Origin of the sequence: Stenotrophomonas sp. TWI1149, assembly GCF_039673155.1 — a bacterium.
GTDB classification, from domain to species: domain Bacteria; phylum Pseudomonadota; class Gammaproteobacteria; order Xanthomonadales; family Xanthomonadaceae; genus Stenotrophomonas; species Stenotrophomonas maltophilia_AA.
The window spans coordinates 31192-50981 of sequence record NZ_JBDJLB010000009.1 but is presented as its reverse complement, the minus strand read 5'-3'; the positions used below and the strand labels follow the sequence as shown (position 1 = coordinate 50981).

General features: G+C 67.4%; 16 protein-coding genes. 7 read left to right on the top strand and 9 right to left on the bottom strand.

From position 1 onward, the window contains the following. Window positions 1–62 precede the first annotated feature (62 nt). The 6 genes from ABE424_RS11615 to ABE424_RS11590 form a co-directional block, all read right to left on the bottom strand. Window positions 63–479: an EF-hand domain-containing protein gene (locus ABE424_RS11615; RefSeq protein ID WP_346492602.1), complete on the bottom strand. Its 417-nt coding sequence runs from the start codon at window positions 477–479 to the stop codon at window positions 63–65. 219 nt (window positions 480–698) lie between these two features. Beyond that, window positions 699–1076 carry a hypothetical protein gene (locus ABE424_RS11610; protein WP_176990520.1) on the bottom strand — a complete coding sequence of 126 codons (378 nt, stop codon included), beginning with the start codon at window positions 1074–1076 and terminating at the stop codon, window positions 699–701. Between the two features lie 43 nt (window positions 1077–1119). Beyond that, a complete protein-coding gene (locus ABE424_RS11605; protein ID WP_346492603.1) occupies window positions 1120–1857 on the bottom strand; it encodes a M15 family metallopeptidase in 738 nt (245 codons plus the stop codon). Beyond that, window positions 1811–3271 (bottom strand): serine hydrolase domain-containing protein, encoded by a 1461-nt coding sequence (locus ABE424_RS11600; RefSeq protein WP_346492626.1) that lies wholly within the window; start codon window positions 3269–3271, stop codon window positions 1811–1813. The genes ABE424_RS11605 and ABE424_RS11600 overlap by 47 nt, the downstream gene beginning before the upstream one ends. A gap of 100 nt (window positions 3272–3371) precedes the next feature. Continuing rightward, window positions 3372–6371: a TonB-dependent receptor gene (locus tag ABE424_RS11595; protein ID WP_346492604.1), complete on the bottom strand. Its 3000-nt coding sequence runs from the start codon at window positions 6369–6371 to the stop codon at window positions 3372–3374. Between the two features lie 50 nt (window positions 6372–6421). Next, on the bottom strand, window positions 6422–7900 hold the full coding sequence (locus ABE424_RS11590) for a transglutaminase domain-containing protein (protein WP_346492605.1): 1479 nt from the start codon (window positions 7898–7900) through the stop codon (window positions 6422–6424). 188 nt (window positions 7901–8088) lie between these two features. Between ABE424_RS11590 and ABE424_RS11585 the strand changes: the two genes are divergently transcribed. From ABE424_RS11585 to ABE424_RS11555, 7 genes are all read left to right on the top strand, one after another. Further along, window positions 8089–9492, top strand: coding sequence for an SH3 domain-containing protein (locus ABE424_RS11585; RefSeq protein WP_346492627.1), 1404 nt, complete (start codon window positions 8089–8091; stop codon window positions 9490–9492). Next, window positions 9493–10599 carry a dipeptide epimerase gene (locus ABE424_RS11580; protein WP_176990525.1) on the top strand — a complete coding sequence of 369 codons (1107 nt, stop codon included), beginning with the start codon at window positions 9493–9495 and terminating at the stop codon, window positions 10597–10599. 121 nt (window positions 10600–10720) lie between these two features. Further along, entirely contained in the window at window positions 10721–11569 is an 849-nt protein-coding gene (locus tag ABE424_RS11575) for a MurR/RpiR family transcriptional regulator (RefSeq protein ID WP_176990526.1), read from the top strand. Window positions 11570–11586: 17 nt separating this feature from the next. After that, window positions 11587–12345, top strand: a complete 759-nt coding sequence (locus ABE424_RS11570; protein ID WP_346492606.1) for a L,D-transpeptidase family protein — start codon at window positions 11587–11589, stop codon at window positions 12343–12345. After that, a complete protein-coding gene (locus ABE424_RS11565) occupies window positions 12342–13643 on the top strand; it encodes an amino acid permease (protein WP_346492607.1) in 1302 nt (433 codons plus the stop codon). The genes ABE424_RS11570 and ABE424_RS11565 overlap by 4 nt, the downstream gene beginning before the upstream one ends. A 105-nt stretch (window positions 13644–13748) precedes the next feature. Beyond that, the gene (locus tag ABE424_RS11560) at window positions 13749–14096 is read left to right on the top strand and encodes a hypothetical protein (protein WP_346492608.1); all 348 of its coding nucleotides are present in this window, start codon (window positions 13749–13751) and stop codon (window positions 14094–14096) included. Between the two features lie 145 nt (window positions 14097–14241). Next, complete coding sequence (locus ABE424_RS11555; RefSeq protein WP_346479748.1) at window positions 14242–15390, top strand: PQQ-dependent sugar dehydrogenase; 1149 nt, start codon at window positions 14242–14244, stop codon at window positions 15388–15390. Between the two features lie 49 nt (window positions 15391–15439). Here the strand turns inward: ABE424_RS11555 and ABE424_RS11550 are convergent, their stop codons facing one another. The 3 genes from ABE424_RS11550 to ABE424_RS11540 form a co-directional block, all read right to left on the bottom strand. Beyond that, window positions 15440–16072, bottom strand: a complete 633-nt coding sequence (locus tag ABE424_RS11550) for a hypothetical protein (RefSeq protein ID WP_346492609.1) — start codon at window positions 16070–16072, stop codon at window positions 15440–15442. Window positions 16073–16189: 117 nt separating this feature from the next. Continuing rightward, on the bottom strand, window positions 16190–18364 hold the full coding sequence (locus ABE424_RS11545) for a glycoside hydrolase family 3 N-terminal domain-containing protein (protein ID WP_346492610.1): 2175 nt from the start codon (window positions 18362–18364) through the stop codon (window positions 16190–16192). 137 nt (window positions 18365–18501) lie between these two features. Next, on the bottom strand, window positions 18502–19776 hold the full coding sequence (locus ABE424_RS11540; RefSeq protein WP_346490141.1) for a mechanosensitive ion channel domain-containing protein: 1275 nt from the start codon (window positions 19774–19776) through the stop codon (window positions 18502–18504). Between the last annotated feature and the right edge of the window lie 14 nt (window positions 19777–19790).

The following is a 19790-nucleotide window of genomic DNA, read 5'->3' as shown; positions in this document are numbered from 1 at the left end:
AAAAAGAAAGGGCGGCCGAAGCCGCCCTCTCCCCCTCACTGCGCTACCGGTGTCCCCGGTCCTTACTTGCTCTGCTGGGCGCCGTTATCGGCGGCCTTGCCCTGCTGGGCGGCCACGTACGCCTTGTATTCGTCCGGCGACAGCTCGCCGTCCTTGTTGGTGTCGGCCTGGTCGAACACCTGGGCGAGGCCCGCGTTCACCTGTGCCTCGGATTTGCTGATGGTGCCGTTGCCGTCGGTATCGACGCTGGCCCAGGTCTGGCCACCGCCGCCGCTGGCCTGCGCGGAGGCCTGCGCTGCGGCGTTGGCCGCGGTATCGGCTGCATCTCCGGCCTGCGCCGCCGCCTGCTGCGCCTGGGCGGCCTGGTTCTGGGCCTGCGCGGCACTCTGCTGGGCCGACTGGGCCATCGCCGGAATGGCCAGCACACTGCCTGCGGCGACGATCAGGGCGATCAGGGGCTTGCGGATGCGATGAGTCATTGGGGTGGTCTCCTTGGTGGTTGTTGCGCGGCCTGTTGTTTCCGCACGGCCCCACACTGCCACCCCGTTTGTGAATCGATATTGCTCCTCGATCGCGCTGCGCACGCGGCCTTAACCACTCGCAGGAAGGCGTGCAGTACCCCGCTGGTTAGCTGCAGGTGAGCGGTTGGTAACGCACCCATTCATTGAAGCCGGATTTAACCGGAAGCGAACGCAATCTCACGCCGCGTTGCTGTTTTTTTCGCCTGAGCGGGAACTGAACAAAAGCCAGCCCAGCGCAACACCACCGATCGCGCCGGCCACTTCCAGCACCACGCGTGAGCCGAGTTCGTTCGGATCGTGGATGCTGGCCAGGAACAGCCGTGCATACAGCGGCGACTCCAGCCGCATCATCCCCATGTAGAAGAGGTTCCAGGCATCGATGCCGGCCGAGGCCACCACCGCGATCACGCAGGCCCAGCCGATCGCATGGCCATCGGTCCAGCCTGCCCAGCGGCACAGCCGGTGCCACAGCGCATACACCAGCAGCCCGACCAACAGCGCGATCAGCCCTGCCTCCAGCGTTCCCAGCAATCCAAAGTGCAGCGGCAGGTTCATCGTGGTCCGATCCGGCGGTCAGCGCACAGTGTAGCGGCGCGCCTCAGCGGACCGGCACGTCGTAGGCGGTGGTCGGTGCCGGCTCGGGCTGCAGGGTGAAATGCCACCACTCCATCGGGTAGTTGGCGAAGCCACGCCGGGCCATCGCCTGGCGCAGCTGCTGGCGGTGGCGGCGCTGCGCCGCGCTGATCTCCGGCGCATCGGTATGCGCGCGCGGGCCGAAGAAGTCGAACTCAGTGCCCATGTCCACGGCAGCGCAGGCACCCTGGCGGCAATCGAGCAGGGTCAGGTCGACCGTGGCGGCCCGGCTGTGGCCGGAGGTCTCGGCGATGTACCCACCGAGCAGGGCTGGCTTGTCGAGGTCCGGGTACTGTTGCGCCTTGCGCGACTGCTCGTGCGGATCGTGTGCCCAGGCGACGAAGGCCTTCACCGCGTGGGCCGGGCGATAGCAGTCAAAGAGGCGCAGCGCGAACCCTTCGGCACGCAGGTCTGCTTCCACCTGCGCCAGCGCGGTGGCGGCCGGGGCGAGCAGATAGCACTTGGGCGCGTCATAGCCGGGCACGCGTTGCCCAGTGAAGTTGTCCGCGCCGGCGTAGCGGATGTCCTGTTTGATCGCCGGTGCCAGCGTGCGGATGTCGACCAGTCCGGCCTCGGCCACATCGCGCGCGGGCGAGAGCGTGACCGCTGGCGCTGCCGCGTGGGCGCTCCCGACCAGCAGCGCCAACAACAGCGTGCTACGGGCAATCACCGATGCGGGTGAAGTGCAGGTCCTGGTAGTCATAACTGAAGTCGATCTCCGGATCGATCGCGGCCAAGGTCAGGGCGGGCGTGGCGCCGGGCTGCAGCTGCAACCACGGCTCGGCATCGGCCCCGAGCGTATCCCACTGCACCAGCCAGCGCGTGCCGAGCTGCATGACCTGGCCGCGCAGCATCGGCGACTTGACCACGCTGAAGCGCAGCGCGCCCTGCTCCGGACAGAGCAGGGCCTCGCCCAGCCACGGGTCGCGGTAACGGCCCTGCGCCGACACCGTGGTGCGGAGCGAAGCCGGCCGGCGCGCGCGGGTATCCCGTCGTACCTTGCCGTCATTACGGCGGTTCGCACGCTCCTGTTCCAGCAGGGTCAGATAGTGGTCCACGTCGGCCGTGTCCTGCGCTGCGGTGTAGTGCTTCAACGCTACCTGCATCAGTGCGGTGCGTGCGTCCTCGGCATCGCTGTTGATCAGGATCACCACGCCGGCCTTCCGGTCCGGCAGCAGCGCGAGCGAGGAATACATGCCGGACAGCGTGCCGGTGTGCGCCACCTTCCACTGCCCGTCCATGTCCGACAAGCGCCACCCGTAACCGTAGGCCGAGACATGCGCGTTGTCCCAGCGCCGCTGCCGCTCGCCCAGCGGCATCGGCATGTGCGCGGTCCACAGGGCGCGGCGCTGCGCCGTGCCCAGCCAGCCGGGAGCGAGTGCGGGATCGAGCAGCACCTGCATCCAGCGGGTCATGTCGCGCAGGCTGCAACGGATGCCGCCGGCCGCCATCGAGGTCAGATCGGCGCTGCTCTCACCGTCGGCGCCCTGCACCACGTTGCGTCCGTCCTTCCGCGCGTGCGGCTGGGCGACGTTGCCGACCGCCGCGACCGACCACGCGCCGACCTGACAGCGATCCATCCCCAGCGGCGCGAACACTTCCTCGCGCAGCAGTTGATCGTAAGGCTTGCCACCGGCGGCAGCGGCGACCTCGCCCGCGACCACATACATCAGGTTGTCGTAGGCGTAGCCGCTGCGGAAGCTGGTGACCGGCCTGAGATGGGCCAGGCCGGCGATGATGTCCTGCCGGGTGAAACTGTTGGGCTCGGGCCACAGCATCAGGTCGCCCGCCCCCAGGCCCAGGCCGCTGTTGTGGATCAGCAGGTCACGCACCTGCATCTGCTGCGTCACCCACGGGTCATGCATGCGGAACTGCGGCAGGTACTTGATGACCGGGTCCTCCCAGCGCAGTGCACCGCGCTCGACCAGGCGCGCGAGCAGCGCGGCGGTCATCGCCTTGCTGTTGGAGGCGATCTTGAACAGGGTGTCCGGGTCGATGGGGTCGCCGCTGCCGGCGATCCGTTCGCCGGCAGTATGTTCGTACACGACGCGCCCGTCCTCCACCACGGCCATGGCCAGGCCCGGCAGCGCGGCACGCGTGCGGGTCTGGTCGAACATCCGGTCGAACGACGGTGGCGTCGCCGCAGCGGTGCTGGCCGCCATCCCGAGCCCTGCCAGCACCGCCGTCCACGCCCACTGTTTCCTGGCGCTCATGCCATCAATAGTTCCAGGTCACCGTGAGCTGCGCATAGCGGGGCGACTGGAAGCCGGTGCCATACCCATAGAGCGGGTTCGGCGTGCCGATGCTGTCCTGCGGCTCATAGTCCTGGTCCACCGAGACGATGCGCTGCTGGTTGAGCACGTTGTAGACCGCCAGCTTCACGTTGATGTCCAGCGGCACCGGAATCCTGTACGCCACGCTCATGTCCAGATCGTACGTCCACGGGGTACGGCCATCGCCGCCGCGCGGAGAATGCACGAAGACCCGCTCGGACGGCACCGAGGCCTGGCAATTGGAGACGCAGACGTAGTAGCTGTGGAAGTCGGTGTCATCGAACGGATTGCCCGCGCCGAAGCGGGTGATCGGGCTGCCCGACTGGATGCCCAGCGTCGCCGCCACGGTCAGGTTCTCGGTCACCGCGTAGCTGCCACGGAACTTGAACTGGTGCCGGCGATCATTGGCCAGGTAGCCGTAGCCGCGGTAATTCACCCACGGATTGTCGAAGTTCTCGGTACGCCCCGAATCGGCAAAGTCGGTATCGGAGTTGACCGGTCCCTCGGCGTTGCCACGGCCGTAGGCGAGCGTATAGGACGCGTTGAAGCCCCACACGCCGTCCCATGCGCGGTCGACCTGCAGTTCCAGGGCCTTGTAATCACGCTTGGGCTTGACCCAGCCACGCTGGCCGACGTAGTTGCCGTCGTCGTCGTACAGGGCCCAGCCTTCGCGCGAGGTGTCGATGTCGATCCAGGCGTCGTTGCTGCCATCGCAGTCGCTGTCGCCCCAGACGGTGTTGGTGCGGCCGGGATTGCCCATGATCCACACCCCATCGATCGCCCCGCACTGGCCGGTGGCGGTGATGTTCATGTCATCGATGGCGTTGTTGAGGCGACGGTAGGTGACGCTGGCACCGACCGACCACGATGCGCTGAGCATGTGCTGGAAGCCGAGGATGGCTTCATCCTGGTAGACCGGATCCATGTCCCGGTTCACCTCGGCACGCAGGTCCGGCACGCTGCCGTCGCCCTGCGAGTTGTCCACCGGCCCGATCTGGCCGCCCAGGTTCGGCACGTTGTTGCTCGCGCCGCTGTAGCCCAGGAACTCGTACCAGGTGCGCTCATCCAGGAAGCCACCGGCCTGCTTGATGTTGATCACGTTGGCCACGGGCAGGAAGTAGCGGCCCAGGTTGCCGAATACCTTGGTGGTGCCGTCACCGCGCACGTCCCAGGCAAAGCCCAGGCGCGGGGCGATCATGTCGTCGATCTTGATGTAGCTGTCGCCGTCGCCGCCCTTGTTGTCGAACCCTTCCACGCGGGCGCCGATGTTGAGCAGGAAGTTCGGCGAGACCTGCCAGTTGTCTTCGATGTAGTACGCCGAGTTGATGGTCTCGAACGAACCGGCCACTTCGTAACGGCGGGTGCGCGCGACCAGTCCACTGGCCGGGACCACGCCGCCGTTGAGCGAGCTGCCCGGGGTGCGGTAATAGATGTCATAGCGCAGTCCGCCCGGGCCGGGGTAGGCCCGCTGGTAGTCGGAGGTGTTCTCTTCGCGGTCCATGCCGAAGCGCAGCAGATGGTTGCCGAGCGACCATTCGAAGTCGGCACGCGCCGCCTTGCGGGTATCCAGGGCCGATTCCAGCTGCGAACTGCTGGTGCAGCTGCGATCGCCCTGCAGATCGGTGGGCACGCCCTGGCTGGCGGTGCGGTTGTCGAACACCCGGTTGCAGTTCTCGTCCATGAGGCTGCTCTGGGTGCGGTTGCGCTTGTTCTCGCCGTACATCAGCTTCATGGTCAGGTCGTTGTTGACCTGCCAGCTGTAGGTGCCGGACCAGTTCTTGCCGCCCACGGTGTTGTAGACCTGGTTGGTGCGGTCGCCCACTGCCAGGCCGGTGTCGTAGTCGTACCTGTAGACGTCGGTGACGGTATCGCTTTTGTCCGAGAAGCCGAACAGCGAGAGCATCTGGTTGTCGGTGATCTGCCAGTCCAGCTTGCCGCCCCAGAACGGATCGTCGGCGGTGCCGCGGTTGAGCACGGTGCCGGCATCGTTGGTCGAGTTGGGCTTGTAATCGCGTGCCTCGTACATGCCGAAGAAGAACAGCTTGTCCTGCACCAGTGCGCCGGAGGCGAACACGTTCAGCGCGCTGCGCGAGTAATCATCGCGGCTGGCGGTGATGTAACGGCTGCCATCACGGTCGTAGCGGTCACGCGCCTGCGACTGCCAGGCGCGCGGTTCCAGCACCAGCTCGGCGCCGGCCTTGAAATCGTTGCTGCCCGAGCGGGTCACTGCGTTGATCACGCCACCGGTGCTGCGCCCGAACTCCACCGAATAACCGCCGGTCTTGACCTGGAATTCCTGGTAGAAGGCGAACGGGACCGAAGAGAAACCGACCCGGTTGTAGAAATCGGTGACGTTCAGGCCATTGATGTAGACGGTGTTCTCGGCAACCGACGAGCCACCGAAGGAAATGCCCTGCCCGCCCAGCGAGCCTTTGCCCTTGACGGCGCCGGGAGCCAACAGGGCCACGGCGGTGATGTCGCGGTCCACCGGCAGGCGCGAAAGCTCCTCGCGGGTGATGTTGGTGGCGGATTCGGTCGACTTCACGTCCACCATCGACACCACCTGCGGCGCGCGTACCTGCACCGTGCCCAGCGTGTTGACGCCGCTGACCGGCACATTCACTGTGGTCGCACTGCCGAGGCCGACATTGATCTGGCCCACCTGCGCGGGCGCCCCTCCGGCCACGGTCACTTCCAGGTCATAGGTGCCGACCGGCAGCAGCGGGATGCGGTAGCTGCCGTTGGCCTCGGCCCTCACCGAGCGGACGAACCCCGTGGCGGGATTGCGTACGGTCACCGTGGCGTTCTCCAGGCGCTGCCCGGAATCGGTGATCAGCTTGCCGACCACGGCACCGTCCTGCGCCATCGCCGCCGGCGCCAGGCTGCCGAGGCAGGCCCCCAGGGCAACGCACAGCGCCGCCCGCTTCAATCGATTTACGTTCATTCCCTGCTCTCTCCTGCAGATGTGGAATCGTGGATACCGCCGTGTACCGTTTACCGCTTGGCCCCCAGTGGCACTACGTGCGACTGGAAGTCGTAGTTCCATTGATCGAAGTACAGGTTGCCGCCGGACCACTCGGCCTCACCCCGCTGCGAATCCACTGTGTCCGAGCGGAAATGCTGCTTGGCCGGCACCAGTGGCTGGCCGTAGTCGTCGTTGAAGGCGATGCGGTAGGCATCCAGCCCGCCCAGATAGAAATCGCGCAGCGTCTGCTGCGGACTGTCCAGCCGCCCGGTGGTGACATCCATCGGCACCCAGCCATAGGGGGCCAGATACACCGCGCCCCAGTCGTGCAGGTTGTTGTAGCCGGCCGCATCATCGGAATAGACCATGCCCGACTGCCAGCGCGCGGGAATGCCGTTCAGGCGCAGCAGGGCGATCAACAGCAGCGTCTGCTGGCCGCAGTCGGCGTGGCCGGCGTGCAGGGCGTAGTCGCTGATGTTGGAGATCGTCGCGTACTCGCGCGCACCGGCCCACGGAATGGCGTCCACCGCGTCGAACAGCTTCTGCACGATCCGGTACGGATCGGTCTCCGTCCCGACCACCTTCGTCGAGAACGCGCGCAGCGCCGGGGTGAACACGATGTGCGGCGCCTGCTCGGCGAGGTACGGTTTCAGCGCAGGATCTTCCGGCGTGGGCTGGACCTTGGCCGGATCGATCTCGATATGCCGCGCGTACACAGTCACTGCGTAGCGGATCTGGAACTCGGTGGGCGTGCCGGCCACTGCCTTGCGCTCCAGGTAGGCGGTGCGCTGCAGCGTGGCTTCGGGGGCCACCTGCGCGCCGGCCGGCGTACTCGCCATCCAGGTGATGTCTTCCTGCTGGCCGGCAATGGCGCGCGGGTACGGAATCCACGCGCGGATGGTTTCGCCGGCGGGCACGGCGTCGGGCTTGACCACCAGCGACTGGGTCACCTCGACGCGGCGCGGCACCAGGCTGGTCGCGCCAGTAGCGCGGGCGGCCGCGACGATCTCCTGGTGGTGCGGGTGCAGATGCTCGTAAGGGCCATCCTTCGGCACCGCAGCATCGGGTGCGCGCCGGGCGCGTGCCTCGGCGCTGACCCGGAACAGGTTGGACGGCGCGCGTTTGAAGTAGCGGCGCTGGCCATCGATATCGAGGTGTTCGATCAGGCCGGCGGCGTCCCAGCGCGCGAATTCGTCCTCGCGAAGGTCGGGAATCTGCTTCCGCAGCTGTGCCTTGGCACCCTCCGCATCCAGGCTAAAGTCCAGGCGCATGCGGCGCATCCGCTCGCGCTGGTACGCGTAGTCCCGGCGTGCGGCCTCGCTGAGCGTGCTGTCGTGCAGCGCTTCGCCGATCTGGGCGTCGGCCGTGGCGAACGCGCCCCGGTCGATCTGCGCGATCACCTGCGGCAGCGGCGCCACCGCCGCCACCGCGTACAGTGAGGGCAGCACCAGCAACAGACAGCCCGCCGCACGGCAGCGCGCGGTGTGGAGCGAGAACGGTTTGCGCATCACAGGATCCACGGCGACACTTCCCAAGGTGCGGGTGGGGTAATCGCTGTGTAACACGGGCCTGATAGCCGGTCAATAATTTATTCTTGCTTTCGCCGAAAAAAGGAATAAATATTCCTGACGCTTCCGAGGAGGGTGACCGCGTGACGATCCAGGCTTCCCCCCACCGCTCCGTGCGGTCCCACTGGCTGTCGCGCGCCGTGCTGGCTGCACTGCTGGCCACCAGCGTCGCGCCAGCGTGGGCCGAGGCACCTCGTGCCGCGCCCAGCGCTGATTTCGGCGGGGTCATCGCCCTGCGCGAGGCCTATCTCAGCCCCGGCTTCTGGGCCGATCGCCTGCCCGATCCGGACCGCGTGATCCTCGATCGCGCCGGTATCGCGGCGCAGAACGCCCGGATGCGGGCCGAGGATGCCTCGATCCATGACCTGCGCGCGTTGCCGGCGCAGCTGCCCCGCGCTCAGGTGCTGGGCAGCATCCAGTCGCTGTCCAGGTGGCCGGAGCGCACGCTGTACGGCCAGGATGGCAAGACCATCAGCGACCGGCAGCGCAGTGAGACGCTGGCCAACCTCGCCGTTGAGTCCATACCGGCGCAGCGCCCGCTGCAGTACGGCCTGGTGACCCATCGCGCCGCGCTGCGCGCGTTCCCAACCGCGCTGCGGGTGTTCAGCAGCCAGGGCGACACCGACATCGACCGCTTCCAGGAGTCGGCGCTGTTCCCCGGCGACGCCGTGGCGGTGCTGCATGAAAGCGCTGACGGACGCTGGCTGTTCATCACCAGCGAGCGCTACTCGGCGTGGATGGAGAAGCGCTTCGTCGGCATCGGCGATGCCGACACCGTGCTCGGCTACGGTCAGCACGGGCCATACCGGGTGGTCACCGGGGCCACGGCGTTCACCGCGCATACCCCGGAAGAACCGCGCGTATCGCGGCTGCAGCTGGACATGGGCGTGCGCCTGCCGGTGCTCGCCGACTGGCCGCTGGACAAGACGGTCAACGGCCAGCAGGCCCATGCCGCGCATGTGGTGCAGCTGCCGGTGCGCGAAGCCGATGGTCGCCTGGCACTGATCCCGGCGCTGCTGCCGCGTTCGCAGGACACCGCCGACGACTACCTGCCGCTGACTCCGCGCACGCTGCTGACCCAGGCCTTCAAGTTCCTCGGTGAGCGCTACGGCTGGGGCCACGATTACGACACCCGCGACTGCAGCGGCTTCATCTCGGAAATCTACCGCAGCGTCGGCGTGCTGATGCCGCGCAACACGAGCGCGCAGGCGATCAGCCCGGCGCTGGACCGCATCGCCTTCACCGCCAAGGACGGCAAGGCCACGCGCGACGCCGCGGTGAAGCAGCTGCAGGTGGGCGACCTGATCTATATCCCCGGCCACGTGATGATGGCGATCGGCCATATCGACGGCCGCACCTGGCTGATCCACGACACCGCCGGCGGCGGCTGGCTCGGCGCGGACGGCACTCGCGTGCAGGCACATCTCAACGGCGTGTCGGTCACCCCGCTGGAGCCGATGATGGCCAGCGATACCGTGAGCTACATCGACCGCATCACCAACATCCAGCGCCTTCGGCCACAGACCCCCTGAATGAAGATCACCGACATCGAACTCGGCATGCTGCGCGTGCCGTTGAAGACCCCGTTCAAGACCGCGCTGCGCACCGTGGACACCGTCGAAGACGTGGTGGTGCTGATCCGCACCGACAGCGGCCACACCGGCTACGGTGAAGCGCCGGCCACGGCGGTGATCACCGGCGACACCCACGGCTCGATCATCGAGGCCATCGACGGCTTCATCAAGCCGCGCCTGATCGGCGAGGACGTGGCCAACCTCAACCGGCTCTGCGGCCTGATCCAGACCTCGATGGAGCGCAACACCAGCGCCAAGGCGGCGGTGGAGATCGCGGTCTACGATCTGTGGGCGCAGCTGCACAACGCGCCGCTGTACCGCATGCTCGGCGGTGGCGACCCGGTGATCACCACCGACATCACCATCAGCGTGGACTACATCGACAAGATGGTGGCCGACTCGCTCTCGGCGATCGAACGCGGCTTCGAGTCGCTGAAGATCAAGGTCGGCAAGGACATCGGCCTGGACATCGAGCGGGTCAAGGCGATCCATGCGGCGGTGCAGGGTCGCGCCCTGCTGCGGCTGGATGCCAACCAGGGCTGGACCGCCAAGCAGGCCGTGCATGCGATGCAGGCGCTGGAAGAAGCCGGCGTCGTGCTGGAGCTGCTGGAGCAGCCGGTCAAGGCCGCCGACATCAGCGGCCTGAAGTACGTCACCGACCGGGTCAACACGCCGGTGATGGCCGACGAAAGCGTCTTCAATCCCGGCCAGGTGTTCGACCTGATCCAGCAGCGCGCCGCCGACATCATCAACATCAAACTGATGAAGACCGGCGGCTTGTCCAATGCGATCCGCATCGCCGACATCGCCGCGATCTACGGCGTGCCGTGCATGATCGGCTGCATGATCGAATCGAGCATCTCCGTGGCCGCCGCCGTGCACCTGGCGGTCGCCAAGAGCGACATCATCACCAAGGTGGATCTGGATGGGCCGTCGCTGGGTCAGTTCAACCCGGTCACCGGCGGGGTCAACTTCAACGAATCGGAGATCACCATCAGCGATGCGCCCGGGTTGGGCATCACCGAAGTACGTGGGCTGGAAATGATCACGCCGCGGCGGTGGTGAGCGTTGTATCCGCCTCGCCGGTCGCCTACGGTAGCGCCACGCCATGCGTGGCTGCCGTTCGCGCAATCCCACCTGCCGCAGCCCCCCATGGGGTGGCTCTACCGGACCTGACCCCCTCCCCATGCCGCCCCTGGTGAAAATCCGCTCCGAGCGTGACCACATGTCGGCGATCGAACGTCGCATCGCCGACTTCATCCTCGACAACGCCCACCTGCTGCGCGATTACTCGTCCCAGCAGCTGGCGAGCGCGCTGGGCATCAGCCAGTCCAGCGTGGTCAAGTTCAGCCAGAAGCTCGGCTTCAAGGGCTACCCCGACCTCAAGTACTCCATCGGCGAGGCGGTCGCCCGTGCCGGCAACGATCCGCACAGCCGGCCGCCCGCGCCCGAGGCCGCCGACGACTACGCCCAGATCGCCGAGCGCCTGCGCGTGAGCAAGGCCGCCGCTGAAGAGGAAACCTGGCTGGCCAATCCGCAGGCCGACATCGAAGCCATCGTGCAGCTGATCGATGGGGCGCCCAAGGTGTTCGTCTATGGCCTGGGCGATGACGGCCTGTACGCACGCGAGTTCGCCATGCGCCTGTCGCTGCTGGGCATGCTCACCGTGCACCACGCCGACCCGATCCTGATGATGGCCAACCTCTCGGCAGCACGCACGGGCGATGCGATGCTGGTGTTCTCCGAGTTCGGCAAGCTGCCGCAGCTGTTCCAGCTCTCCCGCCAGTTCCAGGACATGGGCGGCAAGGTAGTCTCGATCACCCGCCACAGCGCCAATCCGCTGCGCGCGCATGCCGATGCCAGCCTGGTGCTGTGCGCCCATGACCCGGCGCCGCACGTGGCGCAACTGCTGTACCGTTCTTCCCTGCAGTCCCTGCTGGACTTCGTCTTCGTCCTGCTGTGCCACGCCAACCCGGACCGCCACCGCCAGCTCGGGGTGAACCTGGAACGGATCGAACACCTGATCGACAGCTGATCCCGGAGTCCACCACGATGATGCCGCTGCTCCGTTCCGTCACCACCGCCGTGTTGCTGGTCATCACCGCGCCCGTCTTCGCCGTCGCGCTGGAGGGCAGCACGCAGCTGGTCGTGGTCACCACTGAACGCTGGGATGCCACCGAGGGCAGGCTGCAGGCGTTCGAACGCACCGCGCAGGGCTGGCAGCCGCACGGCGCCGCCTTCGACGTGGCCGTGGGCCGCAGCGGCAGCGCCTGGGGCGAGGGGCTGCACCCGGCGCAGTCCGGGACCCCACAGAAGCGCGAAGGCGATGGCCGCAGCCCGGCCGGTATCTTCGCGATCGGACCGGCCTTCGGCTATGCGCCCCGCCTCACCAGCGGCCTGCCCTACCAGCCGATGCGCGACACCAGCTACTGCATGGACGTGCCGGATTCGCCGTACTACAACCGCATCGTCGATGCCGACGTGGTCGGCGCCGAGGCGGTGGCAGGCTCGACCGAGCCGATGCGGCTGGACCTGCACAACAAGGGCGACCGCCGTTATCGCGAAGGGTTCGTCATCGAGCACAATCCGAAGTCGACACCCGGTGGCGGCAGCTGCATCTTCGCCCACCTGTGGCGCACCCCCGGTGAGGCCACCGCCGGCTGCACCGCGATGGAGCCCGCGCGGATGACCACGCTGCTCACCTGGTTGAACGCCAGCGCGCAGCCGCGCTTCGTGCTGTTGCCACGTGCGGAGTACCAGCGCCTGCAGGCCGACTGGCAGCTGCCCGTGCTGGCGGGGAGCGTACAGTGAGCACCGCCCCGCCCGATCCGCAACTCGAACGCGCGGTCAGCCGCTGGCAGATCGTCGGGCTCTCGATCAACGATGTGATCGGCAGCGGCATCTACCTGCTGCCCGCCGCCACCGTCGCCCTGCTCGGCCCCTTCAGCCTCTGGGGCGTGGTCGCCGCCGGCATCGTGGTGGCGCTGCTGGTGCTCTGCTACGCACAGGCGGCCAGCTACTTCGACGAGCCCGGCGGCAGTTACCTGTATGCGCGCGAGGCGTTCGGCCGGTTTGCCGGGTTCGAGATCGGCTGGATGATCTGGCTGACCCGGATCAGCTCGGCGGCCGCGCTCAGCAACGCGCTGGCCGACGCGGTGGCGCGGTTCTGGCCTTGGGCCGGGCATGACATCGGCCGCATCGCGATCATCGTGGTGTCGCTGGGCTTCCTCACCGCGGTGAACGTGGCCGGGGTGCGTTCGGCCGCACGCACCGGGGTGATCCTGGTGATCGGCAAGCTGCTGCCGCTGCTGCTGTTCGTGGCGATCGGCGTGTTCTACGTCGATACCGACCTGGCCTTCTCCGGCGTGCGCCCGGACCCGCATGATCTGCAGCGCATGGGCGAGGCCGCGCTCCTGCTGCTGTATGCCTACGCCGGCTTCGAGAACATCCCGGCTGCCGCCGGCGAGTACAAGAACCCGCGCCGCGATATTCCCTTCGCGCTGATCACCATGATCATCACCGTCACCGTGATCTACGGCGCGGTGCAGTTCATCGCACAGGGCACTCTGGCCGGCCTGGCCACGTCGCCGACGCCGCTGGCCGATGCCGCCGCGAGCTTCGGCGGGCTCACGCTCGCGTTGATCCTCACCGTCGGCGCGACGATCTCCATCCTCGGCACCAACAGCAACACGATGATGATGGGCCCGCGCTTCCTGTTCGCCTTGGCGCGCGACGGCTACGGGCCGAAGATCCTGGCGCAGGTGCATCCGCGCTTCCGCACGCCGGCGGCGGCGATCATCGCGCAGGGCCTGATCGCGCTGGCGCTGGCCTTGTCCGGTTCGTTCGTGCAGCTGGCGCTGCTGTCGATGACCACGCGCCTGTTCGCCTACATCGGCACGGCGGCGGCGGTGTTGGTGCTGGCGCGTCGCTTCCGCGATCGCCCCGGTGCGTTGAAGCTGCCCGGTGGCCCGTTGATTCCGATCCTCGCGCTGGTGCTGTGCCTGGCCTTGTTCGCCAGTGCGAGTTGGCAGAACATCGCCGCGGCAGGCATCGCGTTTGCCGTCGGTGCGGTAATTTACAGGTTCCCGCGCCGCGGTCACGAGGGCTGAGAAGCTGCACAGGTGAATGGCGCTTGATGTGTCATTCACCTCGCGGGTCCATGGCGTTAACCCGGCCCTGGGTACGGTGAAGCCTCACCCAACCGGAGCCAACACATGAGCACTGACTATCAGATTCCCGGCCGGGTGCCGGAAGACGGTGTCCCGCGCCAGGCCGTATCGGACTATTGGCGTGAGCGCTTTCCGAGCGAACCGTATTACGACAACAACCAGTTCTTCGATGACTATGAGCCGGCCTACCAGCTGGGCCATCGCACCCGCGCCGACGACATGATCCGCGCTTACGAAGAAGTGGAATCCGAGCTGCAGACCCGCTGGGCGCAGGAACGTGGCCAGAGCAAGCTAAGCTGGGAACAGGCCCGCAACGCGGTCCGCCGCGGCTGGGATGAATCCACCGCGCTGCGCCAGGCGCATCTGGACAAGGGCGTGCCGCGCGGCACCTGATCGCGCCTGCTTTCAGCCACGGCACATTGACGACGGCGGCCTTCGGGGTCGCCGTTGTCGTGTCCGCAGGACGTCTGGTCCACGCGCCGTTGATGGGCATGGTGTACAACAGGGGCTGGCCATCGCCTCCCCGACGGAGACTTCCATGACCCGCAAGCTGTTGCTCACCCTCGCCATCAGCCTCACCCCCGCCCTGTTCACCACCGCCTGCGTCGCTGCAGACAACGCTGCCGCGCCCGTCGTGGCGAAGGCACAGTGGCCGTTCGCCGCTACCGAGTTCGCCCGATTCGACGAGCCTTGGGCGATGAGCTTCCTGCCCGACGGCAGCCTGCTGGTCACCGAGAAGAAAGGCGCGCTGAAACACTTCAACGTGCAGACCCGCAAGACGGCCACCATCAGCGGCGTGCCCAAGGTGGCGTACGGCGGCCAGGGCGGCTTCGGCGATGTGCTGCCGCACCCGGACTTCGCGAAGAACCAGCTGATCTATGTCAGCTACGCCGAGGAAGGCGACGGCGACACCCGTGGCGCCGCGGTGGCGCGTGCACGCCTGGCGCTGGCCGCCGATGGCAGTGGCACGCTGGAAGACCTCAAGGTGATCTGGCGCCAGACCCCGAAGGTCAGCGGCAAGGGCCATTACGGCCATCGCCTCGCGTTCGGCCCCGACGGCAAGCTGTGGATCACCTCCAGCGAGCGCCAGAAGTTCGATCCAGCCCAGGACATGAGCGGCAACCTCGGCAAGCTGATCCGTCTGAATGACGACGGCAGCGTCCCCGCCGACAACCCGTTCGCCTCGAAGGGCGGCGTGGCCGCACAGGTGTGGTCGCTCGGCCACCGCAATGTGCTGGGCATCGCCTTCGATGCGCGCGGCAAGCTGTGGGTGCATGAGATGGGCCCGGCCGGCGGTGACGAGCTGAACCTGATCCAGCGCGGCGCCAACTACGGCTACCCGATCGTCTCCAACGGCAATCACTACGATGGCCGTGACATTCCCGACCATGCCACCCGCCCGGAGTTCGCGGCGCCCAAGGTGACCTGGACGCCGGTGATCTCCCCGGCCGGCTTCATCATCTACAGCGGCAAGCAGTTCCCGACATGGAACGGCAGCGGCTTCATCGGCGGCCTGTCGTCCAAGGCGCTGGTGCGCGTGGCTTTTGACGGCGACAACGCCCGCGAGGCCGAACGCTTCGACATGGGCGAGCGCATCCGCGAGATCGAACAGGGCCCGGATGGCGCGATCTGGCTGCTCGAAGACGGCAGCAACGGCAAGCTGCTCAAGCTCACGCCGAAGGCCTGAGCCAGACAGGCTGCCGGCACACCGCCGGCAGCCTGCATGACATCCGTGCTTACTGGATGGTCACGACCTTGACCTCGGTGCGGCTGCACGCCTGGTCCAGGCAGGTGCCGTTGAGCCAGACCTGGCCGTCGCCGATCATCACGCCCTGCTGGTTGACCATGACGTCGTCGAATGTCTGCGCGGCGATGGCCTTGCGCACGGCCGGGGTCAGGATGCGCTCGTAGTTGCGCTGGAACTCGCCGGGCCCGGTGATCCTGGCGCCATTGGCGATGTTCAGCGGGAAGCGGACTTCCTCGACCACGGCGGCGCGATCGCCGCCATTGACGGCCTTCTGGAAGGCGTTGAAGACGGTCTCGTACTGTGCCGCATCGCCGAGCACCTGCTCGATGCGCTGACGGACATCGCCGTTGGCTGAAGTGGCCGGTGTGGCGGCAGCCGCATCGCCCGCAGCAGGCGCAGCGGCATCCGGCGCCGGGCTGCCCGCAGTGACCGCGTCCGGCGACAGGCCCGAGGACGGCACCGTGTCACCGGGTGTCGGGCGGCCTTCGGGAATGGCCGTGGCCGGCCCCTGTGCGGGGTCTGCAGCCGCGGTATCGGCCGGCGGCGGCGCCGACGGGCTGCAGGCGGCCAGCCACAACGGGCTGGCCAGGGCCAGCAGCAAGGGGGTACGGGACAGGCGCATGGGTGGCTCCATCGGTTTCACGAGGGAGCCAGCGTACCCGCCGGAACGTCAGCCGCCGATGATGGATCACGATGGTGCCGGCCAGCGGCCGGCACTACCGGGTGACGCCGTGCCGGCTCAGGCGGCCAGCAGCTCGAAGATCACCGGCTCGCCGCTGGCCGAAGAGGCACACACCCACAACTCGAACTGGCCCGGCTCGGCGCGGAACACGCCATCACGACCGGTGAAGCCCAGCGCATGGCGGTCCAGCGTGAACTGCACCTCGGTGCTCTCACCCGGCTGCAGGGCGATCTTGTCGAAGCCCTTCAGCTCGCGCACCGGCCGCACGCGGCTGGCCACGCGGTCGTGGATGTACAGCTGCACCACTTCCTCGCCTGCCACCGCACCGGTGTTGGTCAGGGTGGTGGTGATGGTCAGGGTGTCGTCCCAGGCCAGCGTCGCGCTGCTCAGCTGCGGCACGCCATAGGCGAAGGTGGTGTAGCCGATGCCGTGGCCGAACGCATACGCCGGCTCGTTCGGGATCTCGCGCCAGCGTGCCTTGAACTCGGACATGGTCGGCAGTTCCGGGCGACCGGTGCGGGCGTGGTTGTAGAAGTACGGCTGCTGGCCGGATACCTGCGGGAAGCTCACCGGCAGGCGGCCGGACGGGTTGTAATCGCCGAACAGCACATCGGCCACGGCGTGACCGGTCTGCGTGCCCAGGTACCAGGTGATCGCCACGGCATGCGCATTGCGCACCGCGCCCTGCAGCGCGAGCGCGCGACCATTGCGCAGCAGCACGACCAGCGGCTTGCCGGTCATCGCCACCGCTTCGGCCAACGCCTGCTGCGCGGGCGGCAACGTGATCTCAACGCGCGACTGCGCTTCACCGCTGTAGCGCTGCGGCTCGCCCAGGGCGAGCACCACCACGTCGGCACGCAGCGCGGCGGCCACGGCCTGTTCGATGCCATCCTGCACGGCCGCTTCCAGATCGCAGCCGGGCACGATTTCCAGCAGTGCTTCATCGCTGATCGCCGCGCGTACGCCGGCTTCCAGGGTGATGTAACGCGACTTGTCGCCGAACAGGGTCCAGCAGCCTTCGATGTTCTCGCGGTCCTGCACGAACGGCCCGATCAACGCGATCTTCTGGCCGGTCTTCTTCAGCGGCAGCACCGAATCCGCGTTCTTGAGCAGCACGATCGAGCGGCGCGCGGCATCGCGCGAGAGTTCGTCATGCGCGGCGATGTGCGAGGTATCCGCTTCGCGCGCCAGGTCCAGTGAGCGGTAGGGATCGTCGAACAGACCGATCGCGTCCTTCAGGCGCAGGATGCGGCGCACCGATTCGTCCAGCGTGGCCATCGGCACTTCGCCGCTCTCGATCAGGCCCGGCAGGTGCTCGGCGTAGAAACCGCTCTGCATGCTCAGGTCCAGGCCGGCGGTGAAGGCCTTGGCGGTGGCATCGCGGTCATCGGCGGCATAGCCGTGCGCGACCAGTTCCATGTCGGCGGTGTAGTCGGAAATCACCACGCCCGGGAAGTTCCACTCCCCGCGCAGGATGTCGGTCAGCAGCTCGGCGTTGGCGCTGGCCGGCACGCCGTTGATGTCGTTGAAGGAGGACATCACGGTCAGCGCGCCGGCGTCGAAAGCGGCCTTGAACGGCGGCAGGTGGACGTCGCGCAGGGTCTGCGGCGAGATGTCGACCATGTTGTATTCCATGCCGGCCATCACCGCGCCGTAGGCGGCGAAGTGCTTCGGCGTGGCCAGCAGCGCATCGTCGGCGCGCAGGTCAGGGCCCTGGAAGCCGCGCACGCGGGCGGCGGCGAACGCACAGCCCAGCACCACGTCTTCACCGGCGCCCTCGGCACCGCGGCCCCAGCGCTGGTCGCGGGCGATATCCACGGCCGGCGCGTAGGTCCAGTGCAGGCCGGCAGCGGTGGCTTCCACCGCGGTGGCGCGCGCGGTGCGCTCGGCCAGGTCCGGCTCGAAGCTGGCGGCCTCGCCCAGCGGGATCGGGAACACGGTGCGCATGCCGTGGATCACGTCCGCGGCGAGGATCACCGGGATCTTCAGGCGGCTTTCTTCCAGCGCGACCTGCTGGATGCGGCGACCGGCTTCGACGCCGACCCCATTGAACAGCGAGCCCACCTTGCCCTCGCGCACCTGCTGCAGCACCTGGTCGGCGTTGAGCACGTTGGCTTCCGGGTTCACGTCCGGGGCGAACGGGCGGACCATGTCGGCGAACACACCCAGCTGGCCGACTTTTTCTTCGACGGTCATCTGGGCAATGAGGGTTTCGATACGATCGGCGGCCACCGGCTGTCCTTATGAAAACGTTTACAAGCCCGGGATTCTAGCGTTCCCGAGGCGGTTGTGAATGACTTTTGCGTTCATTTTTCTTCCCCGGGGGAAGATCTCCACCCCCGCCGGCACGCCGACGGGGGCACAGGAGCTTACTCTTCCGCCGCCAGCCGCTGCTGCCCGGCCATCAGCATCGCATCGCTGGAGGCCTGGAACACGCGCAGCCCGAACGCCGGCAGGATCGCCAGCAGGTGATCGAACACGTCCGACTGCACGCCTTCGTACTCGCCCCAGGCGGTGCTGCGGGTGAAGCAGTAGATCTCCAGCGGCAGGCCTTCGGTGGTCGGCTGCAGCTGCCGTACCAGCAACGTCATCTCCGTATGGATGCCCGGATGCTGCTTCAGGTAGCGCTCCACGTACGCACGGAACGTGCCCAGGTTGGTGACCCGGCGCGCGTTGACCGCCGCCATGCCCTTGGCCTGCAGCCCGGCGTTGTACTGCTGCAGCTCGGCCTGCTTCTCGCGCAGGTAATCGCCCAGCACCGCGAACTGCTGCAGCTCGGCCAGCATCGGCGCATCGACGAAGCCGACGCTGTGCTGGTCCAGGTACAGCGCGCGCTTGATCCGGCGTCCGCCCGCCTCCTGCATGCCGCGCCAGTTCTTGAACGACTCGGTGACCAGCTTCTTGGTCGGGATGGTGGTGATGGTCTTGTCGAAGTTCTGCACGGTGATGGTGTGCAGCGCGATATCGATCACGTCGCCATCGGCGTTCTGGCTCGGCATTTCGATCCAGTCGCCCAGCCGCACGCGTCCATCGCCGCTGATCTGCACGCTGGCCACCAGCGACAGGATGGTGTCCTGGAAGATCAGCATGAATACCGCGGTGGCCGCACCGAGGCCGGTGACGAGCGGGCCGAGCTTCACGCCCAGCAGCGTCGCCACGATCGACAGCCCGGCGATCACGAAGACGATGATCTTCACGACCTGCAGGTAGCCCTTGATCGGCTTGTTACGCGCATCCGGGCGGCGCTCGTACAGATCGTTCGCAGCATCCAGCGCGTGCGAGACCGCCAGCGCAACGGTCAGCACCGCCCACGCCCGGCAGGCCCCGATCACGAATTCCACCAGTTCCGGCGGCAGGTCCGGCACGATCCGGATGCCGGCCGCGATGACCATGCTCGGCACCACGTTGGACAGCCGCGAGATCACCCGCAGGTTGTTGCCGCCCTCATTGCCCGCGCTGTGGCCGGGCAAGCGGCTGACCAGCTTGCGCAGGCCGCGCAGCAGGATTTTCTTGGTGACGAAGTTGGCCAGCCAAGCCGCCAGCGCCAGCGCGGCCAGCACCAGCAGGGTGTAGGCCCAGGGCCAGGGTTCGAGGGTCCGCTGGACACTGTCCAGCCATCGGGTTGCCACTACCGCATCCAACATCGTGTATCGCTCTC